This window comes from Pseudoduganella sp. jia 12 (assembly GCF_055502675.1).
Genome location: NZ_JBUXKP010000006.1, coordinates 459,863 through 471,125, shown reverse-complemented (window position 1 = coordinate 471,125; position 11,263 = coordinate 459,863). Strand labels below are relative to the sequence as shown.

Genomic DNA, 11,263 nt, shown 5'->3' with positions numbered 1-11,263 from the left:
GATCAGCGATGCGGCGAAGGCCTACCAGGCATTTGCGCACGCTGCCCACATCACGCATGAAGCAATCAACGTTCGCGCCGGCATCAGGAAACGCGGCGCGATCCACCTGAACAACGTCAATGGCTGGCATAGCCGCTTCAAGACCTGGTTGCGCCGCTTCAATGGCGTGGCCAGTCGTTACCTGGCCAATTACACCGGGTGGCAACGGGTACTGGATGCCGCAACCTTGACGCTGCCGGTCGACTGGCTGCGCGTGAGTGTCAGCAAAAGCAATATTTCCGGGGCGGGGTAACGAAAAAGTTCCCGATCAACGCACGCCGCATATTTAACGCTGACAGCGCTAAAATAAACGGAAGCAGGGAAAATGGCGCCTTGCAGGAAGGCGCCGGGTTTGCTTACTCGATCAGCGCGGGCGTGCCGTCGGAGAGGAAGGCACCGAAACAGCGCGTGCATTCCAGGCAGAACAGGTGCGGCACCCGCACGCTCTTCTGCCGCAATACCAGCTGCAGGTGCCCCTCGGCACACACAGGGCAGGTTTCACGCATGGTGCCACAGGTACGGATTTCATCCGCGAGGTAGGTATCGTCGAAGCGCACGCCATCGACCACCGTCTGGGGATCGAGCTGGACAAGGTACAAATGCGCTGGGCTGGCCCGCTGTTCGGCCGGTGTCGAATAATGCGGGCTGGTACGAGAAGCTGGCGAGTCTGCTCGGTTGCTTGCACGATTCATTCTGAACCTCCATGCCCGCCATGGAAGGACGGGCCTGAACACCATAGCCAAATCGGCTGCCGCATGCAAGCACATTCGTCCCGTCAAAAGTAGGTTGCAATTAGATCGCGCGCTATTTATACTACGGGCATGAAAACGCCGCCCTCTCCTTCGCATTCCCCGCCCCCTTCCTCGCCCGCTTCCCTGCAGGTGCCGCAGCTCGACCAGCAGCTATGCTTCGCGCTGTATTCCACCTCGCTGGCAATGAACAAGCTGTACCGCAAGCTGCTGCGCAAGCTCGACCTCACGTATTCCCAGTACCTGGTGATGATGGTGCTATGGGAGCGGAACGAGCAGACCGTGAGCGAACTCGGCGACAAGCTGTTCCTCGATTCGGCCACGCTGACTCCGCTGCTGAAGCGGATGGAACAGGCCGAGCTGATCACCCGTACGCGCTGCGCGAACGACGAACGCCAGGTCATCATCGCGCTGACGCCCAAGGGCGATGGCCTGCGCGAGAAGGCCAGGGAAATTCCCCCGTGCGTGCTGGCCGCCAGCCAGTGCAGCCTGGGCCAGGTGCAGGACCTGAAGGGTCAGCTCGACACGCTGCGCGCCAGCCTGGCGGACGCCAGCTGACGGATTTTCCGTCGCGCCAGCGCGACAGGAGCGTCGACGGTCCGCGCGCCGGCCGGACAGCGGACGTCCGGCCGGCCGGCGCCTTTCCCGCCAGCGGTGCGGCCTGCCGTGCGCGATTGTCCGGCGCGGACGTCCGTGTCCGGCAATGTTTCAAGGTTGTTACAAACGAGTCATCAGCACGGACCGACGAGCCCCATTAGAATATCCCGGCTGTTTCCACAAAAACATGAAGGAGTATCGCCCGGCCAGACCCGGCACGGCGCGGCACCCTCACTGCCTGGGGTATCAATGAAGCGCCTGCGCATCATCACCGTCACTACCGTATTCGCCGCCAGCCTGACCGCGCTCGGCCTGTCCGCTTCCGCCTTTGCCGCCGCACCGCCGGCCGGCAAGTTCGACGACAAGTTCCGCCAGCTCGACGAGCTGCTGCCCACCGCCACGCCGTACCGCACCGCCTCCGGCGCGCCCGGCCACCAGTACTGGCAGCAGCGCGCCGACTACACGATCCGCGCCACGCTGGACGAAGCCAACCGCGCGATCTCGGGCACGGAACAGGTCACGTACCACAACAACTCGCCGGACACCCTCACCTACCTGTGGCTCCAGCTGGACCAGAACATCTACAAGTCCGACTCGGATGCGCGCCGCGTGCAGACCGCGCCGTCGCGCGAGGCATGGATGAAGCCGCAGGGCGAGGAAGGCGGCGCCAAGTTCGAAGGCTTGCGCAACGTGCTGACGGGCCGCGAATTCGATGGCGGCTTCAAGCTGTCGAACATCCGCACGGCCGGCGGCGCACCGCTGAAATACGTGATCAACGGCACCATGATGCGCATCGACCTGCCGTCGCCGCTGAAACCGGGCGACAAGGTCACGTTCGGCATCGACTGGTCGTACAAGATCAACGAGCAGAAAGTGCTCGGCGGCCGCTCCGGCTACGAATATTTTGAAGAAGACAGGAACGCGCTGTTCGAGATCGCCCAGTGGTTCCCGCGCATGGCCGCCTACTACGACGTGGCCGGCTGGCAGCACAAGCAGTTCCTCGGCTCCGGCGAATTCACGCTGGAATTCGGCGACTACGACGTGAAGCTCACCGTGCCCGCCGACCACATCGTGGCCTCCACCGGCGAGCTGCAGAATCCGGGCGACGTGCTGACGGCCGCCCAGCGCGACCGCCTGGCCAGGGCGCGCACCGCGAGCAAGCCGGTGCTGATCGTTACCCAGGCCGAGGCGGAAGCGGCGGAAAAGACTGTCAGCAAGGCCACCAAAACCTGGCATTTCAAGGCGAAGAACGTGCGCGATTTCGCCTTTGCCTCGTCGCGCAAGTTCATCTGGGATGCGCAGGGCTACAAGAACGATGGCACGAACGTGCTGGCCATGTCGTACTACCCGAAGGAAGGCAACCCGCTGTGGGAACGCTATTCCACGCCATCGATCATCCACACGATCGAGCAGTACAACAAGTACAGCTTCGATTACCCGTACCCGATCGCCATTTCCGTGAACGGCCCGGTGGGCGGCATGGAATACCCGATGATCTCGTTCAACGGGCCGCGCCCCACGAAGGACAAGAAGACCGGCGAACTGACGTATTCCCAGCGCACGAAATATGGCCTGATCGCCGTGATCATCCATGAAGTGGGCCACAACTACTTCCCGATGATCGTCAACTCGGACGAGCGCCAGTGGACATGGATGGACGAAGGCCTGAACTCGTTCGTCGAGTACCTGGCCGTGCAGGCATGGGAAAAGGACTTCCCGATCGGCCGCGGCGACCCGCGCGACATCACCGCCTACATGCGTTCGGCCAACCAGGTACCGATCATGACGAACTCCGAATCGGTGCTCCAGTTCGGCAACAACGCCTATGCGAAGCCGGCGACCGCGCTGAACATCCTGCGCGAAACGATCCTGGGCCGCGAACTGTTCGACCACGCGTTCCGCGAATATGCGCGCCGCTGGAAGTTCAAGCGCCCCACCCCGGCCGACTTCTTCCGCACGATGGAAGACGCGTCCGGCACGGACCTCGACTGGTTCTGGCGCGGCTGGTTCTACACCACGGATGCCGTGGACATCAGCCTGGACAACATTACCGAGTTCAACATCAGCTCGAAGGACCCGGAAATCGAAAAGGCGTGGGCCCGCGCCCGCAAGGCCGAGGAACCGGTATCCATCACGGACCAGCGCAACGAAGGCATGGAGCGCCGCATCGACCGCCACCCGGAGCTGAAGGACTTCTACAACGAGCATGACCAGTTCACCGTCACGAACGCGGACCGCAACAAATACAAGGAGACACTGGAAGGACTGGAGCCGTGGCAGAAGGACCTGCTCAAGCAGGGCAAGTACATCTACCTGGTCGACTTCACCAACAAGGGTGGCCTGGTGATGCCGCTGATCCTGGAAATCACGCTCAAGTCGGGCAAGAAGTATATCGAGCGCGTGCCGGCCGAAGTGTGGCGCTATTCGCCGCAGAAGGTGACGAAGCTGCTGGTGACGGACGAGCCGATGACGGCGCTGGCGCAGGACCCGTACTGGGAAACGGCCGACATCGACACCAGCAACAATGCGTGGCCGCGCAAGGCAGTGCCGTCCCGCCTGGAGCTGTTCAAGATGGAGCGCAAGCCGAACGACATGATGAAGGACTTCAATGCGCCGCTGAAGGGTGACGAGAAGGGGAAAGCGGAGGCGAAGCCGGCCGACACCGCCGCGCCGGCCAACGGTGCCGCGGCCAAGCAGCAGGCGGAAACGAACCAGCTGAAGGAGGCCGTGCCCGCGCAGCCGGCCGCACAACCGGCTGCTCCGCAGCAAACGCCGGAACCCGCGCGGTAATGCTACGCTCGATGCGCCACTGGTTCAGGAAGGCCGCCCTCGCCGCGGCGCTGCTCTCCGGTACCGCCATGGCCCACAACTACCATATGGGCCTGGCGGACATCGGCTACAACGCCGACACCGGCAACACCGAGATCGTGCACACGTACACCGCGCACGACGTGGAAGCGCTGCTGACGAACCTGTACGGCCGCCAGTTCGACCTCGGCCTCGACGAAGGCCAGGAAGCGCTGCGGCGCTACCTGGACAGGCGCTTCGTGCTGACCGCGAACGGCCGGCGCCTGCCGCTGCAATGGGTGGGCATCAAGGCCAGCGCGGATACGATCACCGTGTACCAGCAGATCGACGGCACCGCCCTGCCCGCCGGGGCAGTGCTGAAGAACGGCGTGCTGACGGACTTCCTGCCGGGGCAGGTCAATACCGTCAACGTGGGTGGCAGCGCGGGTCGGGCCACCGTTACGCTGACGTTCACCGCGGCGAAAGGCGAGCAGCGGCTGCCTTGATGGCGTCCGCTGTATATCGCGTGCGTATCGGCTACGTATCGGCTGAGTTGCTCCCCCTGACGCCCCGCCGGTTGAAGTCGTACAATACGACAATATTTTCAACCAATGAAGGTGCGCCATGACGCCGCAGTTCACATCCCTCGACCAGGTCACGCAGGCGCTGCGCACGCAAGGCTGGGCCCTGCTGGCACCGGCCGACGTGGCGGCGCTTGCCGGCACGCCGCTGGCGCAACTCGACGCACTCGCACCGGGTTGGGATACCCTGGAACTGGACAATTACCTGAAGGACGGCGGCCGCTACCGGCGGCGTCGCCACGCCTGCTTCGTGCAACGCGTGCACGACAGCGAGGCGCTGGCGCAGACGGCGCACCGCGCCCACTGGCAGAGCGTGGAATACAACGCGCTGCACGGCGGCATGCACCGCATGTTCGCACCCGTGCTGCCGGAAACGGTGGAAGCACCAGGCTGGCAGGGGTTGCTGACGGCGCTGGGCCGGCTGTTCGCCGACGTGCGCGGCGAAAAGACGTGGTACGTGGAAGCACATCAGTTCCGCATCGACACGGCCGACGGCATCGGCCGGCCCACGCCCGAAGGCGCGCACCGCGACGGCGTGGACTACGTGGCCGTGGTCCTCGTCGGCCGCCATGGCATCAAGGGCGGCGAGACGCGCATCTTCGAAGCCGACGGTCCGAACGGCAAGCGCTTCACGATGACCGAGCCATGGACGATGCTGCTGCTCGACGATGCGACCGTGATCCACGAATCGACGCCGATCCAGCCGATGGGTGCGCACGGCCACCGCGATACGCTGGTGGTGACGTACCGCGCGGGCGGCTTCCAGGGCGAGCCCGTCGTGCAGGGCGGGAATGCCTGAACACCGTAGTCGCGCGGGCGCCGTCGGGCCCGCATTTCATTTATAGTCGGACACACCAAACCGGATGACAGCACAGGGCAAACGAGTGGACTCCACCTACGAAATCGAACCGGGCGAAATCGAGATCCTGATCGTCGAGGACAGCCCCACGCAGGCCGAACGGCTGCGCCGCCTGATCCAGTCAGTCAAGTACAAGGCACGGGTAGCCGGCAACGGCCGGCTGGCGCTGGAGGCGATCGCCGAACGCAAGCCGCACCTGGTGCTGTCGGACATCGTGATGCCGGAGATGGACGGTTACGAATTGTGCCGTGAAATCAAGGCCAATCCGGCGATGCGCGACATTCCCGTCATCCTCGTCACGTCGCTGAACGACCCGAAGGACATCATCCGCGGCATCGAATGCGGCGCCGACAACTTCATCCGCAAGCCCTATGCGGAAGACTACCTGCTCAACCGTATTGGCCACATGCTGGTCAACCAGAAGCTGCGCAAGGACCAGAACATGGAGGTGGGCATCGCCCTCTACCTGGGCGAGCAGAAGCACTTCATCAATGCCGAGCGCCAGCAGATCCTCGACCTGCTGATCTCCACGTATGAACAGGCCGTGCAGGTGAACAGCGAGCTGCAGGCGCGCGAGCGCCAGGTGATCGAACTGAACATGCGCCTCGCGCACCACGCCGGGCAGCTCGAAACGATCAACCGCGAGATCGCGCTGAAGAACGTGGAACTGGGCGAGGCAAGCCGGATGAAATCGGCCTTCATCGCCAACATGTCGCATGAATTGCGCACGCCGCTGAACGCCATCATCGGTTTCACCGGCGCCCTGCTGATGAAGCTGCCCGGACCGCTCACGGACGAGCAGGAAAAGCAGCTGAACACCATCCGGGGCTCGGCGCGCCACCTGCTCTCGCTCATCAACGACATCCTCGACGTGGCCAAGATCGAGGCCGGCAAGGTCACGCTGTCGATCGAGCACGTGCAGTGCCAGGACCTGGTGCGCCAGGTGGCTGATACGCTGCGCCCGCTTGCCGCGCAAAAAGGACTGGCACTGGAAATGGAACTGGACGAGCAGCCGGTCTCCATCGACACCGACCGCCGCGCGCTGACGCAAATCCTCATCAACCTGGCCAACAACGCCATCAAGTTCACCGAGAAAGGCACCGTGCGCGTGGCACTGGCGCGGCGCACCCTCGAAGGCGGCGCCACGGTAGCGGAATTTTCCGTGGCGGACACCGGTGCCGGCATCCGCGACGAAGACCAGGCCAAGCTGTTCCAGGCGTTTTCGCAGCTGGATTCCACGTCCACGCGCCATGCCGAAGGCGCCGGCCTCGGCCTTTACCTGTGCCAGAACCTCGCCAACGTGCTGGGCGGTTCGCTGTTCTTCAGCAGCGAGTTCGGCAAAGGCAGCACGTTCACGCTGCAACTCAAGGCGCAGTAAGCGGACAAGACCGCTCCTCTACCGGGGCGGTCGCCATGCATTCCAATAGTCGCGTATGTTTTACGCAACCGCAAAATATTTTTGCGGAGAGCATTGTCGCGCCGATCAAATTCCTGTCGCGCCAGCTCAGCTGAAGAACCCTTGGCGATTTTGGATTTACGCTTTGGGATATTTGCCACACGACGCCAGAGCCAAATTTTGTTGCAGTGCACATAACCTCTGGAAACGCTTCCGTTGCAGAGCTGGGCGCGCGCACGGTAGTTTTACGGTATTGCAGCGCAACATATCCCGCGCTATAGTGGAACCGTCTCCTCCAAGCGTTCTCCGAACAATTGGACTTCGCCCGCAGCCACTGGCTCGCGGGCATTTTTTTGCCCCTGCATCCCACGATATTTCCAGAAACCGGGGTCAGACCCCAAATCCTGGCAATATTTCCCAAAACCGGGGTCTGACCCCGGTTTTGGGAAACTGTTTGCGGGCTCAGCGCAGCCAGCGGCCGAAAAAGTCTCGCAGCCTGGCCCGCACGGCGCGCTCCAGCGCGGCCGGGTCCTTGCTGCAATACATCCAGGCGTCGGGCATGACCGGCGTTGCGGGGTTGCGTGCGTTGTACAGGTCCAGCAACCGGTGTACATCGCTGAAATCGCCATGGCACGAGCCTTTCATCACTTCCAGGGCGCCGGGCCCCTGGCGGTTCTGCCACAGCGCCTTCATCGACGCTTCCTCGACCCGCCGGCCCTAGTGGCGGCATCGGCGAAAACGGGTGCAGAAACGGGCGGCGGGTCGCCACCGCATGCCGACAGCAGCGACGATCGCAGCAACAGCGGTACAGCGGGGATCGGCACGGCACGGGCACGGATCATGGCGTTCTCCTCGGTGATGGCGATGACGGCCGAGTCCAGGGAGCGAACGTGAAGACTGGCTAACTGGCACGACATTTCTTAAACGAACGACTTACTTATATCAATCGTTTTAAATCTGTGATGTAATCGCAGGATGTCAGAAAAACACATACGCAAGATCCGTTCGGATGGCGAACAGTCGCGCGAGCGCCTGTTGGGAGCGGCCATGCGGCTGTTCGCCGCGCAGGGATTCAATGCCACCTCCACCCGCGAGATCGCGCTGGCAGCGGGCGCCAACGTGGCGGCGATCGCCTATTACTTCGGCGACAAGGCGGGCCTGTACCGGGCGGCGCTGACCGACTTCATGCCACCGCCGGAAAAGAACATCGCCCAGTTCGACCAGCCCGGCTTCACGCTGCGCGAGATGCTGCACGGTTACTACACACAGTTGCTGGCGCCGATGATGGAAGGCGACATCGCCCAGTTGCGCCTGCGCATGTGGCTGCGCGAAGTGCTGGAACCCACCGGCATCTGGCAGAACGAGATCGACAACGGCATTCGCCCGGAATTCGAGGCACTGGCCGCCGTGCTGGCGCGCCACCTCGACGTACCGGTGGACGACGAGGTGCGCCGGCTGGTGCACGGCGTGGCGGCCCTGGGCGCGCACCTGATGATCTCGCAGGATATCGTGGCCGCCGTCACGCCGCAGCTGGTGGCGGCACCGGACGCATTGCAGGAATGGATCCCGCGGCTGGTCGATTACGCCGAGGCGATCGTCACTGGCGAATACAGGAAACGACAGGAAGGAGCAGCATGAAGAGCGCAGCACCGAGTATGAAGTGGACGACGAAGTTGACAATGACTCTGGCCGTGGCGCTGGCGCTGGGCGGCTGCGCGCTGTCCGGCCCGCCGCCGGTCGTCGATACGCAAGGGCCGGCGCAATGGCATGCGCCGCTGCCCCATGGCGGCACGGTCACGCAATTGTCCGGCTGGTGGCGCAGCCAGGGCGATCCGCTGCTGGCGGAGCTGGTGGAGGCGGCGCAGGCCGCGAGCCCCACGGTGGCGGCCGCACGCAGCCGGCTCGCGCAGGCCAGGGAACAGCGCGTGGCCGCCGGCGCGGCGCTGGTGCCCACGGTCGACGCGGCCCTCACGTCCACCCGTGCCAGCCAGCAAAGCGCGGCGATGCCCATCAACACCACGTCGCAGGGCTACCTGCAGGCATCGTGGGAAATCGACATCTTCGGCGCCAACCGCGCCGTGCGCGATGCGGCGCAGGCCCGCTACGAAGGCGCGCAGGCCGGCTGGCACGATGCGCGCGTCTCCGTGGCCGCCGATACCGCCAACACCTATTACCAGCTGCGTGCGTGCGAAAGGCTGCTCGACGTGGCGCGGCAGGATGCCGCCTCGCGCGCCGACACCGCGCGGCTGACGGAGCTGACCGCGCAGGCGGGCTTCGAGGCGCCCGCCAGCCTGGCGCTGGCCCGCGCCAGCGCGGCCGACGGCGCCAACCGCGAAATCGCGCAGCGCGCCCAGTGCGAGGTGGACGTGAAGACGCTGGTCGCGCTGACCGCCTTCCCGGAACCCGAGCTGCGCAGCCGGCTCGCGGCCGGCACGGCCGAACTGACGCCGGCCCGGGGCATTGCCGTCGACATGCTGCCGGCCGAAACGCTGGCCCAGCGGCCGGACGTGTTCAACGCCGAGCGCGAAGTGGCCGCCGCCAGCTTCGAGGTGGCCGGCGCCCGCGCCCAGCGCTACCCGCGCCTGGGTATCTCAGGCGCGATCGGCCGCGGCCAGATCCGCGCCGCCGGAGATAGCGTGACCGCTAACACATGGACGATCGGTCCGGTGCAGATGACGCTGCCCATCTTCGATGCCGGCCGCCGCCGCGCCTCCGTGGCAGCGGCGCAGGAACGCTACGAAGCGGCCGTGACCAGCTACCGCGGCAGCGTGCGGCAGGCCGTCAGCGAAGTCGAACAGGCGCTCGTCAACCTGCAGGGCACCGACCTGCGCACCGTGCAGGCGCAGGCCGCGCTGGAAGGCTACCGGGCTTCGTTCACGGCGGCCGAAGACCTGTACCGGAACGGCATGGGCAGCCTGCTGCAGCTGGAGGACGCGCGCCGCACCCGCCTCGCCGCGGAGAACGCCATGATCTCCGTGCAGCGCGAACGCAGCGCGGCCTGGATCGCGCTGTACCGCGCGGCCGGCGGCGGCTGGACCCGCGATAACCTGAATTCCACCGCGAGCAACCAATGAACGAGATGACGAAAAAACTGAAGACGAAACCGCTCGCGCTGGCACTGCTGGCCGCGATCGCCGTGGGCACCGCCGGCGTCACGCTGTACAGCCCCTCCTCCACCGCGGCCGATGAAAAGAAACCGGCTGCCACGCCGGCGCTCACCGTGTCCACCACCCGGCCGCAGCAGGCCACGCTGCCGCTGCGGCTCACCGCGAACGGCAACGTGGCGGCATGGCAGGAGGCGTCGCTGGGCAGCGAATCGAACGGCCTGCGGCTGACGGAGGTGCGCGTCAACGTGGGCGACGTGGTGAAGAAGGGCCAGGTGCTGGCCGTGTTCTCCGCCGACACCGTGAATGCCGACGTGGCGCAGGCGAAGGCCGCGCTGGCCGAGGCGCGGGCCAATGCCGCCGAGGCGCAGGCCAACGCGAAACGGGCGCGCGCCGTGCAGGCTTCCGGCGCGCTGTCCGAGCAGCAGGTCTCCCAATACCTGACAGCCGAGCAGACGGCCAACGCGCGCATCGAATCGGCGCGTGCCGCGCTGGCTTCGCAGCAGCTGCGGCAGAAATACACGCAGGTGGTGGCGCCGGACAGCGGCGTGATCTCGGCGCGCAGCGCCACGGTGGGCTCGGTGGTGGGTACCGGCACGGAGCTGTTCCGCATGATCCGCCAGGGCCGCCTCGAATGGCGCGCCGAGGTGACGGCGGCGGAACTGAAGAACATCCGCGTCGGCGGCACGGCGACCGTGAAGGCGGCCAATGGCGGCGAGCTGAAAGGCAAGGTGCGCATGATCGCGCCCACCATCGACCCGCAGACGCGCTCGGCGCTGGTGTACGTGGACCTGCCGCCGGATACCCGCAGCAATGCGCCGTTCAAGGCGGGCATGTTCGCCAGCGGCCATTTCGAGCTGGGTACCTCCGCCGCGCTGACCCTGCCGCAGCCGGCCGTGGTGGTGCGCGACGGCTTCCCCTACGTGTTCCGGCTCAACGCCGATTCGCGCGTGAGCCAGCTGAAGGTGCAGACGGGGCGGCGCATGGGCGACCGGATCGAGATCCTGTCCGGCGTGAGCGACGGCGTGCAGGTAGTGCAGAACGGCGCCGGCTTCCTGAACGACGGCGACCTGGTGCGCGTTGCCAATGCGGCGCAGCCTACGCCGGCAACGTCCGCGGCGCCGGCGCGGCAGTCCGCGAACTAAGGAGCC

10 protein-coding genes and 1 pseudogene are annotated in these 11,263 nt (G+C 65.3%); 9 read left to right on the top strand and 2 right to left on the bottom strand.

The window, feature by feature from the left end; all coding sequences use genetic code 11:
* Positions 1-292, top strand: a pseudogene (locus ACY65G_RS16360) (IS1595 family transposase); the annotation flags it as partial.
* Between the two features lie 103 nt (positions 293-395).
* Here ACY65G_RS16360 and ACY65G_RS16355 read toward each other — a convergent pair.
* Entirely contained in the window at positions 396-638 is a 243-nt protein-coding gene (locus ACY65G_RS16355) for a hypothetical protein (protein WP_464998368.1), read from the bottom strand.
* Positions 639-860: 222 nt separating this feature from the next.
* Here ACY65G_RS16355 and ACY65G_RS16350 point away from each other — a divergent pair, with 222 nt between their 5' ends.
* From ACY65G_RS16350 to ACY65G_RS16330, 5 genes are all read left to right on the top strand, one after another.
* Positions 861-1,346, top strand: a complete 486-nt coding sequence (locus tag ACY65G_RS16350) for a MarR family winged helix-turn-helix transcriptional regulator (RefSeq protein ID WP_464998367.1) — start codon at positions 861-863, stop codon at positions 1,344-1,346.
* Between the two features lie 288 nt (positions 1,347-1,634).
* Complete coding sequence (locus ACY65G_RS16345) at positions 1,635-4,175, top strand: M1 family metallopeptidase (protein WP_464998366.1); 2,541 nt, start codon at positions 1,635-1,637, stop codon at positions 4,173-4,175.
* Positions 4,175-4,678 (top strand): DUF6702 family protein, encoded by a 504-nt coding sequence (locus ACY65G_RS16340; RefSeq protein ID WP_464998365.1) that lies wholly within the window; start codon positions 4,175-4,177, stop codon positions 4,676-4,678. Before ACY65G_RS16345 ends, ACY65G_RS16340 begins: the two co-directional genes overlap by 1 nt.
* A 118-nt stretch (positions 4,679-4,796) precedes the next feature.
* A complete protein-coding gene (locus ACY65G_RS16335) occupies positions 4,797-5,552 on the top strand; it encodes a 2OG-Fe dioxygenase family protein (RefSeq protein WP_464998364.1) in 756 nt (251 codons plus the stop codon).
* 85 nt (positions 5,553-5,637) lie between these two features.
* On the top strand, positions 5,638-6,990 hold the full coding sequence (locus tag ACY65G_RS16330) for a hybrid sensor histidine kinase/response regulator (RefSeq protein WP_464998363.1): 1,353 nt from the start codon (positions 5,638-5,640) through the stop codon (positions 6,988-6,990).
* Positions 6,991-7,470: 480 nt separating this feature from the next.
* On the opposite strand, the gene ACY65G_RS16325 is transcribed toward ACY65G_RS16330, so the two are convergent.
* The gene (locus ACY65G_RS16325; RefSeq protein ID WP_464998362.1) at positions 7,471-7,701 is read right to left on the bottom strand and encodes a hypothetical protein; all 231 of its coding nucleotides are present in this window, start codon (positions 7,699-7,701) and stop codon (positions 7,471-7,473) included.
* Positions 7,702-7,983: 282 nt separating this feature from the next.
* Here ACY65G_RS16325 and ACY65G_RS16320 point away from each other — a divergent pair, with 282 nt between their 5' ends.
* From ACY65G_RS16320 to ACY65G_RS16310, 3 genes are read left to right on the top strand one after another with little or no spacing between them, the layout of a single operon-like run.
* On the top strand, positions 7,984-8,646 hold the full coding sequence (locus ACY65G_RS16320) for a CerR family C-terminal domain-containing protein (protein WP_464998361.1): 663 nt from the start codon (positions 7,984-7,986) through the stop codon (positions 8,644-8,646).
* Positions 8,647-8,687: 41 nt separating this feature from the next.
* The gene (locus tag ACY65G_RS16315; RefSeq protein WP_464998386.1) at positions 8,688-10,082 is read left to right on the top strand and encodes an efflux transporter outer membrane subunit; all 1,395 of its coding nucleotides are present in this window, start codon (positions 8,688-8,690) and stop codon (positions 10,080-10,082) included.
* Positions 10,079-11,257: an efflux RND transporter periplasmic adaptor subunit gene (locus ACY65G_RS16310; RefSeq protein WP_464998360.1), complete on the top strand. Its 1,179-nt coding sequence runs from the start codon at positions 10,079-10,081 to the stop codon at positions 11,255-11,257. Before ACY65G_RS16315 ends, ACY65G_RS16310 begins: the two co-directional genes overlap by 4 nt.
* Positions 11,258-11,263: the final 6 nt, after the last annotated feature.

Bases quoted from the DNA above. Each gene is read 5' to 3' on its own strand.
- ACY65G_RS16350 (WP_464998367.1), top strand. From the start codon at position 861: ATGAAAACGCCGCCCTCTCCTTCGCATTCCCCGCCCCCTTCCTCGCCC.
- ACY65G_RS16345 (WP_464998366.1), top strand. From the start codon at position 1,635: ATGAAGCGCCTGCGCATCATCACCGTCACTACCGTATTCGCCGCCAGC.
- ACY65G_RS16340 (WP_464998365.1), top strand. From the start codon at position 4,175: ATGCTACGCTCGATGCGCCACTGGTTCAGGAAGGCCGCCCTCGCCGCG.
- ACY65G_RS16335 (WP_464998364.1), top strand. From the start codon at position 4,797: ATGACGCCGCAGTTCACATCCCTCGACCAGGTCACGCAGGCGCTGCGC.
- ACY65G_RS16325 (WP_464998362.1), bottom strand. From the start codon at position 7,701: ATGAAGGCGCTGTGGCAGAACCGCCAGGGGCCCGGCGCCCTGGAAGTG.
- ACY65G_RS16320 (WP_464998361.1), top strand. From the start codon at position 7,984: ATGTCAGAAAAACACATACGCAAGATCCGTTCGGATGGCGAACAGTCG.
- ACY65G_RS16315 (WP_464998386.1), top strand. From the start codon at position 8,688: ATGACTCTGGCCGTGGCGCTGGCGCTGGGCGGCTGCGCGCTGTCCGGC.
- ACY65G_RS16310 (WP_464998360.1), top strand. From the start codon at position 10,079: ATGAACGAGATGACGAAAAAACTGAAGACGAAACCGCTCGCGCTGGCA.